The following is a 20,092-nucleotide window of genomic DNA, read 5'->3' as shown; positions in this document are numbered from 1 at the left end:
CCCTTAAAACGTCACAGCTGGCGCCAGTACGTAGATGCCAATGACATCAACAGGAAGACATGCTTTGACGTCATAGCGAACCCCCTTGGCGTCGCTGGCCTCGCGGACCCGGCGATGGTCCGCCAATAGCTGATCGGCCCGTTTGCGGGCGATCTGGCTGAAGGGCAGTTGCAGTTTTTCCACAGTGGCCTTGGCAGCCTCGATCATCTGTGCTTTCTGCGCTGGTTCCATGTTGCGGGCCGACTCCAGCTTCTTCCACGCCAGGGCATCCTTTTCCGGCAACACCCGAGGTTCGCTGGAACCCTCCACCGCCACGCCCAGGCACTCCTCGGAAAGCAGCGTCCGGTGGGGGACGAAGCGATTGCCCTCGCGCCGCTCGATCATCAACTGGCTACGCAGGCGCAGCAGGAAGACCGTGGTGCGGGTTTTGACCTCCCTGGTGAAGATGGCCCCACAGCGGGCGGCCAGTTCCGGTTCTTCCTCCTCCAACGCCCGTTCCGCCACATGCTCCGCCAGGGTGGCCACCAGGGGGTGGGCGCGGTGGACATATTCCACCCCCGAAGGGGCGGGATGGGTGAAGGTGATGCGAATGGCGCCCTCCAGACCCACGCCGGCCAGACGTTCCCGAAGTTGCGGGGCCATGTGCTGCAACGGGAACCGAAAATGGTTTTTCGTCGGCTCCAATGGGGCACGGAGACGTTCCGCCGTGCGGGTTACAAAGCGCTCAACGTCCGATTCCCCACCCAGCACCTGAATGGCCTTCTCCCACTCCGGCAGGACATCCTCCGGCTTCAGACGGCGCTGGGCAAAGATGGTCTGGCTCTGTTTGGCCTTCTCCTTGGCGCTCTCCCAGGCCATGTCCACTTCGTTGTCCAGATCATCGAAGACCAGGGAGAACTGGCGCTGGCCATGGACCAGGCTGCCTTCCTTGAGCAGCACCGTCTGCATAATGGCGTCCATCACCTTGTTACTGTCCGACGGCATGGGAACGGTGACGCCCAGCTCTTTGCGAATGCGTTCCGCCTTGCGCAGGATCACCTGCAACACCGCCCCGTCCACCGGGTTGTTCTCACCGTAGTACATGAGCACGCGGACTTTGGGAGAAGGCTGCCCGAAACGATCCACCCGGCCTTCCCGCTGTTCGTGGCGGGTGGGATTCCAGGTCAGGTCGTAATGGACCACGGCGTTGAAGAGGTTTTGCAGGTTGATGCCTTCACTGAGGCAGTCGGTGGCCACCAGCAGGCGCTTGGCAAACTCGGAGAGGCCATGGACCTTCTCCTCGCGCTCTTCCGGGGTCAGTTCCCCCGTGACGGCCATGACCTCCACCCCGGCGCGTTTGAGCGCACTCTGCAGATGCTCCGCCACATAATGGGCGGTGGCGATGTAGCGGCAGAAGACGACAGGTTGAAACCCGTTGGACACGAGATCCTTCAACTGGGAAATCAACTCTTCCAGCTTGGGATCGTTTTTGGGACCTTTGAGCTTGTCCACCCGCTTGATCAGGTTCTTGAGCGCGGCGGTATCTTCCACCGTGCCGGCAGGAACGCTTTCGTCCTGATTGAGGGTCTCTTCGGAGTCGCCATCCAGAACCGTTTCGGACGCCTGCTTCTCCAACAGTGCGATCTGACTCTCCTCCGACTCCTCCTCGGTGGATTCCAAGCGAGTACGAAGCGCCATGGCGGCCGCTGCCGGACTACTGCTGATACAGCGAAGCAGCGCCAGCGCCGCCCACCAGCTCATACGCTGTTTCAGGAGGCTCAAGCCTTCGGTTTGTTTCACCATCTCCCGGGCATAGTGGAGGACATCATCGAACAGTTGCTTCCAGTCACCGGTCAGGGCATAGGTGGTCTCTGCCGATTCCCTATCCGGGAACACCGTGGAGTCTTGCCACTCCCGGATATCCGGACGTCGCCGTTGCACGAAATAGCGGGCCAGATCCTCCCGCAATTCCTTTCGGTCGGCAGGGTTGACGCCCTGGAGCTGCTTGAAATCGGGGCGTAGCAGGCCGAGCAGATTGTAAAAAGCTTCCTCATCGCCGCTGTGGGGCGTGGCGGTGAGAAACAGCATGTGCCGGTTGGGATCGTCGGCCAGACCTTTGAGAAGCTGGTAGCGCTGGTGCCGGGTATTGCCACCACTACGGACAGAGCTGTGGGCCTCTTCGACGATGACCAGCTCCGGGCAGGCTCGAAGGAATTCGTCCCGGCGACGGTCGGCTTTGATGTAGTCCAGGGAAACGATGGTGAAAGGGTACTCCTCGAAGATGGACTGGCCGGCCATCAGGCCACGCTCCAGGCGTCCCGCTGTCCCAGTTCGCACTACCTCGGCCTGGATGTTGAATTTGGCTGCCAACTCCTCTTGCCACTGTTCGCACAGGTGCGGGGGGCAGATGACCGTCATCCTCTCCACCTCGCCACGATCCAACAGCTCCCGGACGATCAGGCCAGCCTCAATGGTTTTGCCAACCCCCACATCGTCGGCGATGAGCAGCCGCACCGTCTCCAGGCGTAGCGCCATGAGCAGCGGCACCAACTGATAGGCGCGAGGTTCGACGCCGATATTGCCAAAACTCCGAAATGGTCCCGCACCGGCGCGCAGCTTGAGGCGGAGAGAGTCCCGCAGCAGCAGAGCCGCCGTTTGCGAGCCCGCCTTGGTGGCATCAGGCAGTTGAAAGGTGGCTGGCACTGGGGGAGTTGGCTCCAAAGGTAGAAAAATGGTGGTGGCATCCTCTTCACTGCCTCCCAGCGGTCGTAAACGGAGGACCTGTTCCCGGTTCTCCGGCAGGACGACCCACTCCCGACCTCGGGCCCGGACAAGGCTGCCTGGTTGAAACACTTCCTGGGCGGTACTCATTGCCAGCCATCCGGCGCTTGAGAATTCATGAATTTTTCCCTTGTCCAAAAATGAAGCCGTGCGCCTGGATGATTTCAGGCCAAGTGGATTGCTCCTTGGGGAAGCGCACAACGGTCAAGCCGGCATCCTGCAGGTTCTGGGTGATCTGTTCATCAATCTTGCGCTGAGAGTCCCTTTCATGGTGGGGACCATCGATGTAGATGAGGACCTGTTTTCCCGAGTAGCCGAAATCCGCCTGGGTATGGAAGTCGGAGAGCAACGGTTGGGCCCTGTCCGGCAGGTTGTAACCATGATCACGCAGATAGAGCACCCAAGCCCTCTCCAGAGAGGATACGGAAGAATTGAGCAGCGACTGGAGCAGGTCATCGGCGGACTGGCCGGATTGCCCCTTTTCAGCCTGGCTGCGGATCAACCGGCACAGGAGATCCAGCACCAGGGGGTTGCGACGGTCGATCAGGATGTGTTCCGGCTGATTGAAATAGCTGAGCAAGCAGCGATAACACCCCGCTTCGCAGTCGGAGTCCTGATCTTGCAGGTCCGTGTGGTCTATCCACTCGCCAGACTTGGAGTCGAAATGGAGGATTTCCAGCGCTTGACGCGCCACCTTGCCGATGGCTTTGGGATCGGAAACCAGACGGGTCAGAACGCCAGCGCCTCCCTCGGCAGACTCAAAAAACAGGATGGCATTGCGGCGGCCGCGCTCGGGAAGTGGCTCGGCGGCCAGTTCGCTCTCTTCAAGCTGGAAGGCAGCCTCAATACCGCGTTTGAAAGCATACTGGAGCGTGGCCATGGAGGCCTCGTCCAACATTTCCTTGGGTTGCAGGATCAGGATGTTTCGCCGGTCCTCGGCATAGGGCGTAATGCGCTGAACCGTCTTGCCCTGTTCGACGCTGTCATCCACATCCTCCGGGGCTTGTTCGTCCTTGGACCAGATGCCGCTTGTGACATCGATGTTAAAGCCGTAGATGGACTTCTCCTTACGGCGCCGCCACCCCAGGTTGATGCGCCACAGCGTGGATGAGGGGCCGTAGCGGATTTCCAGGAGGTCGTCACTTCCTTCTGAGACTTTGAGGGGAGTGAAGCGTGGCAGACCATTTTCCTCCGCATAACGCAGCGTGGTGATGGTCTCATACCCCTGGCGTTGACGCTCTTCTTCGTCGGAAGTGATTCGGGTGGCGCGCCGGGTGCTAACTTGCTCAATGCGATAGAGGCTGACCAAGTTGCGGCCGCCCTCCAAAGGCTCAGCGCAATTGACGCACAGCTCAAACTCCTTCTGGTCGCCAAAGTGCCCATAGCCGCAGGCGGGGCAAAGCCGGGCGATCTGAACGGGCAGTGAAGCGGAAGTGGAAACGCTGTCCTCATCCTTGATGCCGAGAATGGCCTTGCGAACCCGATAGGTGCTTCCTTCGTGGTAAATAATGGACTGGGGGCCGAACTCGGACAGCCCCAGGAAGCGGGGCCGGCTGAGGAATGTATCCCTGCCAACCTTTTCCCGGCGACCGGGGATGAAGGCCATCAAAGGGAGCCGGGGGAAGTTGTACCCGGGCAGGAATCCTTGGCTGGCCAGGAAACGGTAGGTGTAGAAATCCGAATTCATGGTGGTTCGGGTATCAAGCAGCAGTTCCTGTTGCACCCGAGCCTCGTCATAACGCTGTTTGGCTTCCTTTCGGTCTTTTTCCGTGGCTGCTGCATTCATCTGAACGGCGTGGCTTTTTTCCATCTGCTTGGTGGTGGCCCGGTAGAGGGAGCGCCAACGCTCAAACGCTTGGTTGAATTGCTGGAAGGAGGCATGGATGGCGTTGTTCTGCCATTCAGAGCCATACCATGGAGCGACTTCTTCCGTCAGTTCATTCTCAACCATCGCCAGAATGGAAATTGCGCGCTTGGCGGCACGTTCACGCACGGCCGGAGTATCCATGAAAGTGGCCAAGTCATCCCGTACCGGCAATGAATCCGGCATCTCCAGGTTGAGCACGTCCTTGACCGACGTTCCCAGTTTCTGTCCTGTTTCCGCCAACCAAACCGAATGCAGGTGGCTCTTGATCAACTCCTCGTTGGCCAGATCGATCATTGGCGGGTTGACGCTGCCAGCAACCATGCGGGTAGGGTCGGTGAAGAAATACTGGTCATGGGGGGAACGGGCCGCACAGTAGGTAATGACCAATGCGGGTTGCCCACTGCGCCCGGCCCGTCCGCTACGTTGAGCGTAGTTTGCGGGTGTCGGAGGGGCATTGCGCATGAAGACGGTGTTCAGGGAGGAGATATCCACCCCGAGTTCCATGGTGGGGGAACAGAACAGCACAGGCAGTTTGGCCGAACGGAAGGCGTTTTCACGCTCTTCACGGGTGCTGCTGTCCACCTGAGCGGTATGCTCACGCGCCTCAAGCTGGTGGAGGAAACGGTCTTTCTCCTGCAACTGGCCCGCAACGTTCAAATAGAGCGTGCGGAAGAATGCGTTGTCGGTCTCCTTGAACCCCTTGGCGGCTGGAGCATCTTCCGGGGATTGGTTTATGGACCACTCGAGAACACTAGCTCCCACACGGTATCCACGGTCGTCCTTGCTTAATTCAACAGGCTCAACAAGGCCGTAGATCTCCAGCACCCTGAGCATGCCATCGATCAACTCATTGTAGATCTCTTCATTAAACTTTTTCGGGAATGCGGGATTGCCAGGCCCCCATGTGGCCTGGCTCTTCAAATGAGACCCGAACCGTGACCGATAAGAGATATGAACGGTCGGGAAATCATACCTGTTTGCCTGCTTCTTCGGGCGAGGAAGCATGACGGAAGCTGTGACGGGGCGTTCATCCTCGGAAAGGCCCCAAGGCTCCTTCAGGTCAGAAAAGCTCCGGTTCCTGACTTGTTCGAGATAGTTCGGATCCAGGTAGATGGTCTTGATGGCCAACCCCCGTCGCATGGTGTCGAGCAACTCCTGAGCCAGTGACTCACGCAGTTCCGGGGTGGCATTGGCCAGCAAAGGGTGGCACTGGGACCATTCATCCTGGTCCTGAGCGCACTCCTGAAGGGATTGGTAGTGAATCTTGAGCAGACGTAGCTGCTCCAGGTTGGGATTGGTGATTCTCCATCCACGGCGCAGATCGTGGTACAAGCGATACCCAATCACATCGCGGAGCGTTTTCTCGGTATTGAGCGCTTTGGCTCCTTTGGCATCGGGGTTTGATGAAAAGTCGCCGGCTTCCAATCGCAGGTGTTCGACAACCCGTTGGGTCAGGGCGTCATCCCGCAAAACGCCATCAGGCTCGTTTTGGATCGCCGCGAGCAAAGCGCCACGTAGCAGGAGAATCTGGATGAAATCGTTGAAATGGCCTGCCTGGAGAGAGGCGTCCTGGCGATTGTCACTGAATCCGAGCAGCTTTCTGGCTTCCGCCCCCAGGCCTTCTGCTTCGCCGAGAAGGTAGCGCAGGGAGGACAACGTGAGCATGGTCGTGGCGGAGCTGCGCCCTTCGCTGCTCAAGGATGACAGTTTGGTCAGATCACTGCGGACGCTTCCGTCGTAGCTAACGCCGCATTCTGGATGAAGGCAGAAGCGGAATGAACCCGGGATGTACCAGCCGGGCATACCTTCAGCGCCAGATTCCCCCTTGGTGTTGACCTTGAGGGAAACGGGTTTGTAGCGCCGATAGTAGGGTTTCAGGCGTGCATCCCCCCGTTCGAAATCCAGCCACTCTTCGGGGAAGTGGTCTTCCACCCCGGATGGGTCGAACAAACCATCCGGGTCCGGCATGTAGAAACCGAACTGAACGTCATCATCTTCATTGGCGCGCTCAGACAGCTCCCGGGGTGAGATGGAGACGGGATGCTTGTTCTCAATGGTGGCCCAAATGGGAAAATATTCCTGTCCGCATTCACGGCAAAAGACGGTGTTGAAAAGGAGCTTGTCCCGCTCACCAGGCTGGAATTGCTGACCGTTGACCGTGATGTACCGGCGGTTCACAGGCTCCAGGGTGGCGAATAGATTCCCGGCACCAGCAATGAACTGGTGCAACCGAAATGCTAACAGGGGCTTCCCGTTGTCGTCCTTGGTATGAAATGCCAACAGTAGGAAGCGGGCGAGATAGGTTTCACACTGGTCCGCGGGGAGGCCGGTTTCACCTGCCAATGCTTCGGCAGCTTGACGGAGGGTTCGTGGGCGAGAGAACCGAACCAGTTTTCCATCGGGTTTCCCGTCCTCATGCTCCAACCCGAGATTGAGTTCAACCCAGACGGCTACCGGGTGCTTCTGGAGGTCCTCGAAGGTTGTGGTAGCAGGGACGCCATTTTGCACTGCGTTCGCGAGTTCGCCCGTCGTGAAGTCCGAAGTCGTAGCCCTCTCCAGGGTCTCGGTGACGATATTTTCAGGCTTGACCTGAGAGCCGAACAAACGGCTGGCGACATCGGAAACGACTCGATTCCGATCTGCCGCAGTACCTTCACTGGCCATGGTGGCGGAAGTCCCTACGCAGAGCAGGTCGGCGTTCAGCCGTTCCCGGACCCTTCTGACGAGCATGGCTACATCAGCGCCTTGCCGGCCCCGATAGGTGTGCAACTCATCCAGAACCAGGAATCGCAGTCCAGCAGCGTGCTTGATTACCGCCTGGTCGGCAGGATCATGGCGCGTCATGATCAATTCGAGCATGACATAGTTGGTCAGCAGGATGTCCGGTGGGGATTCAGCGATCCTTTGCCGCTCCTCTTTGGATTCCTGGCCGGTATAGCGCGCGAATGTGACAGGCTCCTGATCCTTGCCGTAACCAGCTCGAAGGAATTTATCCAGTTCCTCCATCTGGCTGTTGCACAGCGCGTTCATCGGGTAGACCACGATGGCTGAAATGCCGGGTTTCCCTTTGCCCTCTTTGTGGCGAAGGACGTGATCCACGATAGGAATGAAGTATGAAAGGGATTTGCCCGATCCTGTTCCGGTGGTCAGGACATAGCTCTCGCCACGCTGCGCAATCCGGATGGCTTCTTCTTGATGTTTATGCACCTTCATGGGGAAGCCCATCTCCCCAGAACCTTTTTGGACGCGGAAGATGCTTCTGCACTCTGAATGGAGCAGGCCTTCTGAAACCAATCCGTCGATCCAGCCTCCTGAAACAAAACTCGGGTTCAGTTGAACGAGGGGAGCAGGCCAAAAACGGCCATTCCTGTATTCGGCATCCACGTGGTCTCGCATGTCTTCAGCTTTGATCTTGCTGAAGCTGCGGGAGAACTGCTCGTATTCAGAAACGAGCCGTTTGCGGAACTCAAAAACGTCCATTGGGAAGCTTTCCTCGGACTGGTCCTTTTGTGGCAGCCAGTGTTGACAATTCAGATTTGAAAATTTGTTTCATAGCAAGCCTATTCCGCTGGGGGCGTTGAGAAACTTTCACCAGAATACCCCGGCGCAATGACCAGCCCTTCCACCCCATAGAGCGTGGGTCGGTTGCGGAGCCATAAATGGACCTCGGCCCCCTCCAGATGATGATCCTCGGAGCAGTCCACGTTCCAACGCCGGAGCACATATCCCGCCACGGCGGCCCGGACGTTGACCGTCAGCACACCATCCTTCATGGCATACTCATGGGCGATGGTCTCCGGGTGCTTCAACCTCGGGTGGGGGACCATCTCCATGGTCACGATGCGGTTCCACTGGATGTCCGCCTCCCGGGTCTCGTGCTCAGGGAATTCCTCCCCATCCAACAGCCTCGGACCGCTCATGCGGTTGATGACGAAATCCGAGAAGCGTTGCCGTTTGCGGTCGTAGGCCCTCACATGCCAGCGCAAACCGTTGTCCACCAGGGCGTAGGGCACGATCTCCTTGCGGGTGGCCCCACTGCTCAATGAGCGGTAGGTAAGCTTAACCGCCCGCCGCAAATGGATGGCCCGGGTCATGGCGGCCAATACGTCGATATCCGGCGTGTTCAAATGGGTGGGCATCTCGCAGGTAATGAGCGGTTTGCCGGTGCCCACGAAATCATCCCCCAGCCCATGGGCAATGGCTACCATTGCCTGAGGCACATCGAAAGTAAACAGCGGTCTGAACTGGTCCGTAGGCAGGTAGCTGCGGATCCGGTACTCATACTCAATATTGCCCGGAGCCAGATCCCGATAGAGCCGGATGTCCCGGGTGCCGGCGGCATCCTTCACGCCAAACCGGTTGACAATGTCATACCGGTTGACCGCGCCCAGGAAAAAGGCCCGGAACTCCAGATAAAACAGCCGCTCCCGCTGGATCTGGGAGAGGCCGTCGAGCTTGGATCCCGCCATGGTTCCACCCGCTTGTTTTCGCATGAGTCCCCACCGTTACCCAGCATCATATGCAGATTGTCTATAGCGCGTCAATTTGATTTCCTGATAGCATGGATGCGTTTTCAACCTCAATCTTTCCCTGGAAGACTCTGATGGCACGGAAAAAGAGCAACCCCGATGCACTGGAAAAGGCCCTGACCACCGCCACCATAATGGAGCTGGCAGGCAACCGCTACTACTGGCGTGGGAATGAATACTTCCAGGACGGGGCCGTCACCAGTCTGAAAGAGAGCGACGGGATCATCACCGGCAAGGTGCAGGGCACGCGGGCCTACAAGGTCCAGCTCTGGGTTGAGGAAGACGAGCTTGAACACAACTGCTCCTGCCCCTTGGGGGAGGATTGCGAGTTCTGCAAACACTGCGTAGCCGTCGGACTTGCTTGGCTGGCGAGGGATCAGAAGGCCCCATTGGCGGAGGCCGGCAAAAAGGCCAGCGACAGCATCGGCGAGAAGGACGTCCGGGATTTCCTCATGGGCAAGAGCAAAGAGGCCCTGGTGGAGATGCTCTTGGAGCAGTGCGAGGAGGACGACCGGCTCAACCGCCGCCTGTTGGCCATGACCGCCAAGACCAGCCGGGACAAGTTGGACCTCTCGGTCTGGAAGGACGCCATCGAAGAGGCGGCATGGTCGGATGATTTCGTCGACTGGCGGCACATGCCCGACTACTCCAGCGGCATCGGCGAGGTGGTCGAATCCATCGAGGAGCTGCTCCACGAAGGCCATGCCGAGGCGGTGATCGAAATCACGGAACACGGCCTCAGCGTCATGGAGCGCGCCGTGGAACAGGTGGATGACTCCGGCGGCGACATGGGCATGCTCATGAAGCAGTTGCAGGATCTCCACCTCAAAGCTTGCCGCAAGGCCAAACCTGAACCCGCCTCGTTGGCGGAGCGGCTGTTTGCCTGGGAGTTGGGCAACGACTGGGGCACCTTTTCCCATGCCGTCGAAACCTACGCCGACGTGCTGGGGGATGCCGGCCTGACCCGGTATCGAAAGTTGACCGAAGAGGCCTGGGCCAAGGTGAAGGCGTTGGAATCTAGGGAGCAGGATGCCAGACGCTACGACAGCAAACGGTACCGCATCACCTCCATGATGGAGTCCCTGGCCAAGGCATCCGGCAACCTGGAAGAGCTGGTGGCCATCAAGTCGAAGAACCTGTCCCGCCAGTTTCACTTTTTGGAGATTGCCGAGATCTACCAGAAGGATGGCCAGGACGACACCGCCCTGGAGTGGGCCGAACGGGGCTGGAAGGCCTTTCCGGAAAAAGGTGGTGATGCCAGGCTTCGGGAGTTCATCGCCCACGCCTACCATCGGCGCGACCGGCATGACGATGCCATGGCCATGACCTGGACCGCTTTCACCGAGCGCACATCCTTTGATATGGTCAAGACTCTGGCTGAGCACGCCAAACTGGCCAAGGCGTGGCCGGAATGGCGGGAGAAGGCGCTGGCTCATATCCGGGAGCAGATCGCCGCATCAAAACAGCAGCAGACCGGTCGGCGGCGGTGGGACTACGACTCCCTGAACGACCACTCCATCCTGGTGCAGGTGTTCCTGTGGGAGAAGGAGATGGACGCCGCCTGGAATGAGGCCCGGGAGGGCGGATGCTCGGGGCCGCTTTGGCTGGAACTGGCCGGCCTGCGAGAGAAGACGGACCCTTACAACTCGGTGCAGATCTACCGAGAGCACATCCGGATCCTCCTGAAACACGCCGACAAGCGCTACTATGAGGGGGCGGTGGAGTACCTTGCCAAGATCAAGAAGCTCCTCGGGGCCATAGGCAAGGCAGAGGAGTTTCCGGCCATCGTGGCCGATGTGCGCAACGAGCACCGGCGCAAGCGCAACCTCATGGCGCTGCTGGACCGGAAGAAGTGGTGATGCATTTTCTTTAGATACGGGGAAATATGAATGAGCAGTCCGTATGAAGTGTCAATAGATGAAGAGGTTTCTCAGATCGAAGTAACAGCTCCCCATGTATTCATACTTGGTGCTGGAGCTAGTTTGGCAGCACTCAAAGAGGGAGATCGCAATGGTGTAAAGCTACCATTAATGGATAACTTTGTGGATATTCTGGGTCTGAGCGGATTGTTGTCAGAGGCGCGGTTGGATTTTGAATCTATGAATTTTGAGGATGTTTATACGAAAATCCATTCTGCACCAAACCTTGGAAGCTTGTGCCGCAAGATTGAAGAAATTGTCTATAGATATTTCCTGGATCCGTGAGTCTGTTTGGGTGGTGAAGCCTGTAACCATATATCAAAGCGGATAAATTTGTTAAAATATGAGCTGTTTTATGATTCACCCAGGGGGTGAGATGAAGCGGTTCAAGTTGGAGCAATCAGAACAGGAGATCTACACGGGGACCAGGGGTCTGGCACTGGCAGGCGCTTGTCTAGATCGCTATGTGAATTTGGACAAGGAACTGAAGAAAGCGCAGTCGTTGCGACACGGCATCAGTCATGCTGACATTGCTCGCAGCTACTTGGGTTTGCTGTTACAGGGCAAGAGCGACTTTGAAGCGATTGCGCAGTTCAGAGAAGATCGATTGTTCATGGAGGCGCTTGACATAGCCCATGTGCCATCCATTGCGAGAATGCGCCAGCGGCTGGATGAAGGGGCTGAGTCGTGGTTGCCTGTAATAGAGCGCTGCACAGTTGATTTTTTGGTCAATGCCGAAGTTCCCGTGACGTGCTTGGTGACCGGACATGTGGCGCTGGCACGAAGAAAGCGGGAGTTTCCCGTACCTACAAGGGGCATGATGGATTCGCGCCCATTGGGGCCTGTTTCGGGGAAAAGGGCTGGTGCGTTGGGATGGCGTTTCGTGAGGGAAAACAGCACAGCCAGAAGGGATTTATTCCCTTTTTGACGCGTGTGTTGACCCAAGCCCGCTGTTTGAGCGCCAGTCACCCCAGGATCGTCCCATCCTGGGGCTTTGGCGCAGGTTGTGTTAGCGAAAACTTGGGCCAACACGACGGGGCAAAGGTTGCCCATCACGCGAGAGCTTTTCGAGCACTAAACTGCCGTCAAGGATAGAAATGATCACGTCACGGTCTGGGTCTAGCTCCATATCCATCAACATGGTATTAAGCCACTCATCCAACTTGGCAACCCGGGCTTGGGTAACATATTCCATTTTCCAGATGCCGGGCTGCTTGCTAATGATTTCGTGTGAGATATAACCGGGGAACTCCTCACTCATCATCCCAATTAAGGCCATGGCACGGACGGTGGAAAAGCTGCGTAAGGTGACCTGATAGGTGGTGGCTGTATCGCAGCAGTCGGGGCAGCAGTTATCTTTTGTTTGTGCCTGTTGGTTTGCTGAGTGTTCATTATCGGCTTCGGTATAGCTGGCACCAACCAAGCGGCCATCTAGGATGCGGCCCAGGGTTTCCCCAACCGATGTGGCCATATCTGCCGAGTGCAGGCCAATGTGGTTGGTGACACAATTTTTGTCACAATCGGCGGGTGCGCTGAACTCTAGGGCCGCACGGTCGCGGGGATAGGTGATACTGGTAACCAACTCATTGGTGGTTAGGTCATACACTTCGCCCACCAGACGCAGGCGCAGCATGGTGGCGTAGCCTGCGGATTTTTTGTCGGCAAACATGCGAAACATAGCCATAAAACGGCTATGGGTATTGGGTTTATCGCAGCTGTTTGCTAACTTGGCGGCTTCAAACAGCTCTGTTTTTGGGCGGCGGGTTTTGATCTTCCACCCGCAATTTACGGCGACCATCTCTTCATCCACCATGCGGTGCCCGTGGTCTGCCATGACCCGCTGGAGTTCCGACGTCACCCGCTTAAAAACATCACTTTGCCGGCTTACGGTGCTGCTGTCGCTATCCTCACCTACCACCAAAATACGCATGCCTGAACCCGTTGTGGCGGCAGTGGCCAGGTTTGTCGTGGCCATGAGCATGCTCAAGGCAAGGCTGCCCATGGCCATACGGTTTAACAAGGGGCGCGGCTGTAAGAAACGATTAAAATGCCAATTTGCCATCTGACTTCTCCTACTATGGGTTAGAACGGTGTGTTGTGCTGGGGCGGTGGTTGGCCGATCCCTCTGTTGAGGTAAATGGTGTGATTTGGGATTTTTTTTGAAGAGCCGGTAAAAAAAATTCTAAAAACTCCATTTGCCCTGCATTCGACGCATTCGAACAGGTGTATAAGCGATTTGCTCCTGGATAGCCGTTGGTTGGATGATCACAGAGCATAGGAATGGCGGCATGAATGCATGCTAATCTGGGTACTTGCGCCTTGATGTTGAAAAAATGGGGGGTTCGAGGCAAACTGAGGCATCGCCTGGCCATAGATTGCCGGAAAGCAGTGGTCTGGACCACATTCTAAGGGCAAAAACAGGGGGTTGATGTGTTGGGAAAAGCGTTCGGTCAGCACGCCCCAAAAAAAAAGCCACCGATTCAGGCTAATTCTAGTGGTGTGGGCAAAACTTGGATGGGGCGACGCCCCCTCCAACGGATTTTTTTTGGAGAATAGTCATGCGTTTATGGGTTGGGATCATGTTTCTGCTGTTGTTGAGTGGCTGTGGCGGCAAGAGTATCGAGGAAGGGGCTGAATCTTTGGTGCAGCAGTTGGTGGAGCAGGGGGCGGTGTTTAACGGCAAACGAGTGGTGGTAGCGGATCTTTTGGAGCGCCACTCTAACCAGACCTCTGTCTATACGACCGCTTTATCTGAGAACCTGCGTAATGGGCTGATCCCTCATCTTGGTCGTTTGCGCAGCTCTCTACTTGAACGCAGCATGCTTGAACAGGTACTCAAAGAGTTTAAGTTTCAATCCTCTTTTTGGGTGGATCAGGAAAAAGCCAAACAGGTGGGTAAGGCGCTTAGTGCTGATTTGGTGGTTATGGGAACCGTGGACAAAACAACGGGGCAGGCGTTGGTGAGGGTGGTAGAACTGCAAAGTTTTAGTGTGATGGCCGGGGCGCGGGAGAGGATTTTTATGGTTTCACAAGAGAAGGATAATCCTCGATATGATGTTGCGCTGGCTTTATATCTTTCTATAACACTCCTGCTAAGCGTGGCTCAGGCATTAAACTTTAGGTATGGTATTACGGATAGGTATGGTATTACGGATCATTCAAGATATTATATGCCAGTTAACATTCTGATCGGTATTGTGTTTATCATAAATATATATTATTTCATTTCTTGCGGCATATTTTTCAATGTTCATGGAGATAAAATATTTGTGCCTGCTGTTGGTGGCGCAATGATTTTTTGCATTCCCTTTCTGTTTTTTTTTCCTGATGTTTTAAAAGTTTGCTTAGATAATCCTGTATTAGGCTTTTTTTCAGCCCTGTTGGCAGCCGTTGTTATATTGCTTTTCATAGTCTTAAGATTTATTGCTGAAGGGTTTAATCTGTATCGGATGTTCCCTTTTTTTTAACACAGAATCCAAAAATCCCCCCAATCCCTCCATCTACGCGGCTAGAGGGAAAAGATCGCTTTCCCTCTGCTTTTTATAAACCTATAGGAGGGAAAAATGACCCGCAAGATGCTCGTGCCCTTGGCCGTTTTGGCCGCCCTTAGTTTATCTGTTATCAACCAGGCGGCCGCCGCCAGCCGTGCAGAGGTGCAAAATATGGTGGTGGTGTTGGCCAAACATACCCGCGTACCCCCTTCATTGGCGCTGGCGGTGGCCAAAGTGGAGTCGGATTTTCAGGACGATTTGCAGGGTAAAGCCGGTGAACGTGGTGTGATGCAAATTCTGCCAAAAACGGCTATGAACCTTTGGGGGGTCCGTGCCGATAGCCTGGATAATCCTCGCACCAATATTCAGTTGGGCCTAGATTTTTTGGATCGTCTGCTGGAACGTTATGAGGGTCGTTTTGATTTGGCGCTCTCCCACTACAATGGCGGTTCGCGGGTGGGCAAAATGCCCAATGCACGGGTGATCCCTTCTACGCGCGACTATGTCGATAAAGTGTTGACCTGGGAAAAGCACTTCCGTGGCCAAGAGGAGAGCCTTTTAGCTGCGAACCATGCGCCCACAGCTGAGGAGCGGCCAGCTATTTCGGTCATTGGTACCCAACGCTTTCCAGAATCGATTAAACCCGAAACTGGGCCGGAACCGAGTGCTCAAGCATCGTTGCAGCAGACGCGTGAGCTGGCCCAAGAGTTGTGGGGCGATAATCCAGATCAAACAGGGTTCACGCGTCGCTTAGAGGGGCACTACGCTGGTACGGAAGAGGCTTTTAATCACAAGGGATACCTCTCGCCATCCGCACGTTTTCGTGGCAAAATGAACACGTTACGCCAGAAATTTCGCCACTATCTTAATAACCATGACCGTCGCTGGCAGGGGTATTCTGATATGTAGATTGAAGAGGAGTGCAAGGCACTATGAATAATGCTTCATATCAACACATTTCTAAAGGCGCGGTGGATCCAGAACTTGTCAATTTTTTGCAGATGTTGGGTGATGAGTGGGTCCACCTGCCCGGTGGGGAGAGCCTGTCGGTTTTTGAACCTAGCCTTGTTAGAAAGCTCACAAAAACGCTGATCCTGCATAGCTATGGTAAACATATGCTTAATCTGGTACATGTGACGCGGGTTGCCTCTCGGCGTACGGGGCGAGAGGGTGGATGGTTTAATTTCTGTTGGCTTATCCGCCCTGCCAGAGCGCGTCAATATGCTTATGCTCTCCGGCAAAACCCCGGTAACATCCACTATGCGGGGATAGCCATTGGCATGGATGATAACTCCGTGAGCATACCCTACCCAGATAAGCCGGTAACGGTTAACTATGCCCATATGCCACTGTTGGTGGCGTTGATGCAGCTAATTTTACATTTGGCAGGTCCCGATAGGCTGACCCAATGGGTCGAAGCATGGACAACAGGGCCGTGGACCTTCGCCACAGCCGCTGGCCATGCAAACCGTTTAACCAGCGCGTTGAGACAGCTGTTGAAAGGTAAACTGCCCGACAAAGATCAGCAGGCTATTTCCATGGAGCTGGTCCATTTTCTTATGAACCACCCAGGGTTTGAAGATGACATGACCGAGCGTGAGGCATTAGCGCGTGATAAAGACTCGCCTGTAGCGCACGATTTTCACCCAGCAGATATAGAAGATCGACATTTGCTGGATTTTTGGCTTGGTTGTGGTGAAGCAAACACGCCTACCAAGGGGGATTATAAAACCTTTGGAACGGTGGTTTCTAAATTTGTGGGTCTGTTACAAGCCTTGCGGGTGGCAGAATCTATGACCGAGATGGAAGCCGCTCAGGTGCTGGGCAGTGATGTGGAACAGGGTGAGCTAGACCTTGGTGGGTTAGATCTGTTTGAGGAAAATTCTGGTTATCAACAGCATGGTTACTATGTGCCCAGTGCAGAAAACCGCGCGGCAGCCTGGCTAGATGGCGTGGACCTGGAGGAACAGTATAGTCCCAGTACCTACATGGAGTCGGCCCTAACGGCGGCAATGATGCCAAAGGCGTGGAGCTCTACAATGGCGGTATTGTATGGAGAAGGTGCAGACCAAATTAAGTTTCTTGGAAAAACCGAACGCATGATGCTTAACGCGCTTATTTTTAATTCAGGAGTGGAGGCCTGCCAGCTTCCCGTATCGCTGCTACGCAACCATGTTTTTGGATTCCACCAAGGGTGTATTAGCGAAGCCATGCGTAAAAAAAGGCCTCTTGAGTCGCTGCTTAACCAGCCGAATGGGTTTGATTATGTGGCATGTATGGCCGAACTCAGAGCAGCCTTGCAGAGTTTGCGTTTGGCGCATATGGCGACGGCCCATATTTTGTGTCAACACCAACGTTCAGAGTTAATAACGGTGTTGCTTGATTTAAGGCCAGAGCTTGATCCTACTCCTTTAAAGCGGTTGTTACCAACGTTGTTCAACCAACAGGGTGTTATCGGTTTGAACAGCTCAGCAGCGCTAGAGCATCTTATGGCTCAGGCCGCAGACCCAGCCATTATGGGGGATGAACTGTCAGCTTTTTTTGGTGAAGCCAAGAGGGCTTTTGGAAAAGTCAATCGTCAGGGATTTCGTCCTGAAGATCTTGCAAAAGAAGAGATTATTGACGGTCATGGGGCGGCGGCAGCCGCCCTTGGTCGCATAGAGCGGGAGATCGAACGTTGGATCCATGCATTGGAAGCAAAGGCTGATCGCGCCATCTACCTTAATAAAAAGCAGCCGGGGGCGTGTGACTTGGCCTACGGTTCCGCCTGTATCGAGGGACATGGGGTTACAAACACGCCAACCGCCGATTATGACCCACACAAGGGTGGCACGGATGTTTCAGCCGTAGGTGCTCCCGTTGGCAATACCCCAAGCCATGAGGCTGCCGATTCATGGAAAAATCGGTATGCAGAGGATCTCTCCCGTTTTCAATCCCAGTTTCGTAAGCTGTATGGAGGTCAATCATGAAAAATTGGAAGGCGTTCAGCCCCAAACAACAGGAAGTTGCCATTCGAATCCATGGTCACTTAATGACCATGAGTGACATGATGAACACCTCTCAAACCCATACGCAAGAGTCTGAAAAGCCAACATTTAACCAATTGGTCCAGTGGGTTGTTTCGGAGGATGCCAGCTTGTCAGTAGAGATGCAGCGAGCCACACAGGATGATCCTCTCTTACAAAAACAGCTGCATTGGATTTTGGATCAGACGGCCCGATACACCATGCAAAATCTGGCCGCCGCTGCATCTGACGGGAATGCCATGGACTATCAGCGGCATGGATACCGCATTCGTGTTGTGCCATCAACGGCTATGCCGGGATTTCTGTTTGTCCAGATCTTTTGGCCACAACCTATGGTAAAAGAACAGCCCCACACTATGGTGGTGCTTGGGCGAAAAAATGGCATGGTTAAACAATCCTTACCGGATGCTGTGGATGGCGTTATCCAATGGATAGAGCCTCAACAGTCAGCTTTGATAAGGATTTTGAGTGAAGAAGGTCCGCGCGATGTCTATTTCCTCTAATAAAAATGCGGTTTATATCGCAACAACAGCAGGGCCGCGTAGGGTGACGTCTGTTGTCGTAGAGAAAACATCGGGTATTCAACCAGTTATACGCTACAACTATTCATCAAATGCCGCCATTAATAGTGGGTATGTAAGTTTTTTGAAAACAGAACTGTTTATTCAAGCTAACCATGCGTATATCATTAATCTTGATGCTGATATTCATGATGCGGAATGCGTGAGTTGGCAAGCCGGTGTCTATCTCTCTCTTGCATTGAAAGAGGCAGGTATGCTGGCAGAAGATGCAGATATGCTGGCAGAAGATGCAGATAGTGAAGAGAAGGCTTCCGTAATCTGGATTACGGGCAAGGTGTTGTTGGCCCCCCACAAGGCGTTGGGTTCAATAACACAGATTCAGGAAAAGCTTGAGCAATCTATTGGACTGTTTGAGGCGATGAAAAACCAGCAACGAAAAGTTCTGGTAGTCATGCCCAATGACAATCTGGACACGCTTGATAAAGATTATCTGGACGAGCTGAAATCCAAATATGGGTTGAAAATCAAGGGCATTAACACGTTGTCAGCGTTGCGTGACTGCTGCGAAATCCCTAACCCAGAAGCCATCCAGGTTGGGCCAAAGTGCGCAGGCTCCGGCTCTGAGCATCGCGAAGAAACACCTGCGGCTGGCATGTCAGATGAAGAAACGCCCATCTCCTACGGACTTCCTGCCTCAGAAGCCATCCAGGTTAGGTCAAAACCCGCAGGGTTCCGCTGGAAGAGAGGGATCGTCGCGGCCTGTGTTGTGGTTTCTATGATTATTATCGTATCATCACGGTTTTTAGGGGCAAACGTTCTGTCCTGTAATGGGTGTGACACGCCCGCGCAAGAGACAGAGGAGCTGGCACACCAGCTTAATAGTCAAGCTGGTGAGATTCATCATCTATTAATGGAGCGTGCGATCCGTGGGCCCATGACGGTGGTGCCCCCTGGTTTAACTTTAGGGGGGGTGGTTTGGCAATGTGGGCCGCTCTCTGGCTATTTATCGAGTCTATTTCGCCAAGCTCTCTCATCTACCGCACAGGACCATGAATTTAGTATGGTACAAGAGGGGGTTACAGATCCCTCCCCCTATAAACTGGTTGGGGAGTGGATGGAAGGTCCGCATGGGACACTGCGTGTCAGTTGGCGGTTGTGGGATCAGCGCGATCAACCTGCCCGGCAATTAATAGAGGTTACCCAGGCCATTTCAAAGGATAGGCTACCCGAAACAGCCCAATTGTGCCTGTTTCATGCGACCCCGCTGGAAAAGCAGGTCGCGGTTGAACGTCCCCTGGTTATACGAAGCGCCCCAGATGTAACAGCGGATATCATCAGCAGGGTTGAACCGGGTCAACAGATCTATCTTGAAGCGCAAATTGACCGTGAAGGGTGGCATATGGTACGCCTTCCTTATGATGATTTGGGGCCAACCTCAGCGGATCGTCAGCCACGCGGTTTTCTTTTTGGTTCGGTAAAGGCACCTAAAAAATATTTTTTTGAGTTGCGTCAGGAGGGCGCGCAGATCGCTGACGATATACAAAATAGCCTGTTGGGTCATCTAAAAGCCTATATTCAAGATGTTGGTTTGTTGGCCCAAAGCCAAGAACAGGCTGATGTTGTTATAAGAGTCTATCTGGCGCTTAGTCAACACAGCGCAGAACCACTGCCACCAGAAAGCTACCAAGGTTATCGCGCAAAAATACGGTTAGAGGCTTTGACTCATAGACAGACGGTTGCCGGCCCTGAGAAGATGTGGCAAAAAATGGGTAAGGTTGATGAGGCCAAGAGTCGCTGGATTTTAGCGGCGAACTTAGCAGCGGGGCAGGCCTTGCCGCTTATGTTGAAACAGTTGGAAGTGCTAGAGTGATGGTGGCGTCATGGGCTGTGTGTGACGGATCTTTGCCTATGGTGTATACCTGTGTGTTGCTACATTGGTGCGGGTAGAAAACGAGCGTATGGCGAAATCGTGGTGCGCT

Annotated in this window: 11 protein-coding genes and 1 pseudogene; 8 read left to right on the top strand and 4 right to left on the bottom strand. The window is 54.8% G+C overall.

Going from position 1 to position 20,092, the window contains the following annotated elements:
- Positions 1–3 precede the first annotated feature (3 nt).
- From MMC1_RS10290 to MMC1_RS10280, 3 genes are all read right to left on the bottom strand, one after another.
- Positions 4–2,850, bottom strand: a complete 2,847-nt coding sequence (locus MMC1_RS10290; RefSeq protein WP_011713652.1) for a helicase-related protein — start codon at positions 2,848–2,850, stop codon at positions 4–6.
- A 25-nt stretch (positions 2,851–2,875) separates the two neighbouring features.
- Positions 2,876–8,107 carry a DEAD/DEAH box helicase gene (locus MMC1_RS10285; protein ID WP_011713651.1) on the bottom strand — a complete coding sequence of 1,744 codons (5,232 nt, stop codon included), beginning with the start codon at positions 8,105–8,107 and terminating at the stop codon, positions 2,876–2,878.
- A gap of 80 nt (positions 8,108–8,187) precedes the next feature.
- Entirely contained in the window at positions 8,188–9,120 is a 933-nt protein-coding gene (locus MMC1_RS10280) for a helix-turn-helix transcriptional regulator (protein ID WP_227665194.1), read from the bottom strand.
- 110 nt (positions 9,121–9,230) lie between these two features.
- Between MMC1_RS10280 and MMC1_RS10275 the strand changes: the two genes are divergently transcribed.
- From MMC1_RS10275 to MMC1_RS10265, 3 genes and pseudogenes are all read left to right on the top strand, one after another.
- Positions 9,231–11,015 (top strand): SWIM zinc finger family protein, encoded by a 1,785-nt coding sequence (locus MMC1_RS10275; RefSeq protein WP_049757662.1) that lies wholly within the window; start codon positions 9,231–9,233, stop codon positions 11,013–11,015.
- Between the two features lie 30 nt (positions 11,016–11,045).
- A complete protein-coding gene (locus MMC1_RS10270; RefSeq protein ID WP_011713648.1) occupies positions 11,046–11,360 on the top strand; it encodes a hypothetical protein in 315 nt (104 codons plus the stop codon).
- Positions 11,361–11,451: 91 nt separating this feature from the next.
- Positions 11,452–12,056: pseudogene (locus MMC1_RS10265) on the top strand (transposase family protein); the annotation flags it as partial.
- 28 nt (positions 12,057–12,084) lie between these two features.
- Here the strand turns inward: MMC1_RS10265 and MMC1_RS10260 are convergent.
- A complete protein-coding gene (locus MMC1_RS10260; protein ID WP_011713646.1) occupies positions 12,085–13,137 on the bottom strand; it encodes a hypothetical protein in 1,053 nt (350 codons plus the stop codon).
- A 496-nt stretch (positions 13,138–13,633) separates the two neighbouring features.
- Between MMC1_RS10260 and MMC1_RS10255 the strand changes: the two genes are divergently transcribed.
- From MMC1_RS10255 to MMC1_RS10235, 5 genes are all read left to right on the top strand, one after another.
- Positions 13,634–14,542, top strand: coding sequence for a CsgG/HfaB family protein (locus tag MMC1_RS10255; RefSeq protein WP_011713644.1), 909 nt, complete (start codon positions 13,634–13,636; stop codon positions 14,540–14,542).
- Positions 14,543–14,638: 96 nt separating this feature from the next.
- Positions 14,639–15,475: a lytic transglycosylase domain-containing protein gene (locus MMC1_RS20040; protein WP_011713643.1), complete on the top strand. Its 837-nt coding sequence runs from the start codon at positions 14,639–14,641 to the stop codon at positions 15,473–15,475.
- 23 nt (positions 15,476–15,498) lie between these two features.
- Entirely contained in the window at positions 15,499–17,535 is a 2,037-nt protein-coding gene (locus MMC1_RS10245; RefSeq protein WP_011713642.1) for a hypothetical protein, read from the top strand.
- Positions 17,532–18,095: a hypothetical protein gene (locus MMC1_RS10240; RefSeq protein ID WP_011713641.1), complete on the top strand. Its 564-nt coding sequence runs from the start codon at positions 17,532–17,534 to the stop codon at positions 18,093–18,095. Before MMC1_RS10245 ends, MMC1_RS10240 begins: the two co-directional genes overlap by 4 nt.
- Positions 18,079–19,983 (top strand): hypothetical protein, encoded by a 1,905-nt coding sequence (locus tag MMC1_RS10235; RefSeq protein ID WP_011713640.1) that lies wholly within the window; start codon positions 18,079–18,081, stop codon positions 19,981–19,983. The genes MMC1_RS10240 and MMC1_RS10235 overlap by 17 nt, the downstream gene beginning before the upstream one ends.
- Positions 19,984–20,092: the final 109 nt, after the last annotated feature.

The sequence above is a fragment of the Magnetococcus marinus MC-1 genome, assembly GCF_000014865.1.
Lineage (GTDB): Bacteria > Pseudomonadota > Magnetococcia > Magnetococcales > Magnetococcaceae > Magnetococcus > Magnetococcus marinus.
The sequence above is the reverse complement of the archived record's forward strand: the minus strand, read 5'-3'. Positions and strand labels throughout refer to the sequence as shown.

Coding starts and splice junctions, on each gene's coding strand:
- MMC1_RS10290 (WP_011713652.1), bottom strand. CDS start 2,850: ATGAGTACCGCCCAGGAAGTGTTTCAACCAGGCAGCCTTGTCCGGGCC.
- MMC1_RS10285 (WP_011713651.1), bottom strand. CDS start 8,107: ATGGACGTTTTTGAGTTCCGCAAACGGCTCGTTTCTGAATACGAGCAG.
- MMC1_RS10280 (WP_227665194.1), bottom strand. CDS start 9,120: ATGCGAAAACAAGCGGGTGGAACCATGGCGGGATCCAAGCTCGACGGC.
- MMC1_RS10275 (WP_049757662.1), top strand. CDS start 9,231: ATGGCACGGAAAAAGAGCAACCCCGATGCACTGGAAAAGGCCCTGACC.
- MMC1_RS10270 (WP_011713648.1), top strand. CDS start 11,046: ATGAGCAGTCCGTATGAAGTGTCAATAGATGAAGAGGTTTCTCAGATC.
- MMC1_RS10260 (WP_011713646.1), bottom strand. CDS start 13,137: ATGGCAAATTGGCATTTTAATCGTTTCTTACAGCCGCGCCCCTTGTTA.
- MMC1_RS10255 (WP_011713644.1), top strand. CDS start 13,634: ATGCGTTTATGGGTTGGGATCATGTTTCTGCTGTTGTTGAGTGGCTGT.
- MMC1_RS20040 (WP_011713643.1), top strand. CDS start 14,639: ATGACCCGCAAGATGCTCGTGCCCTTGGCCGTTTTGGCCGCCCTTAGT.
- MMC1_RS10245 (WP_011713642.1), top strand. CDS start 15,499: ATGAATAATGCTTCATATCAACACATTTCTAAAGGCGCGGTGGATCCA.
- MMC1_RS10240 (WP_011713641.1), top strand. CDS start 17,532: ATGAAAAATTGGAAGGCGTTCAGCCCCAAACAACAGGAAGTTGCCATT.
- MMC1_RS10235 (WP_011713640.1), top strand. CDS start 18,079: ATGTCTATTTCCTCTAATAAAAATGCGGTTTATATCGCAACAACAGCA.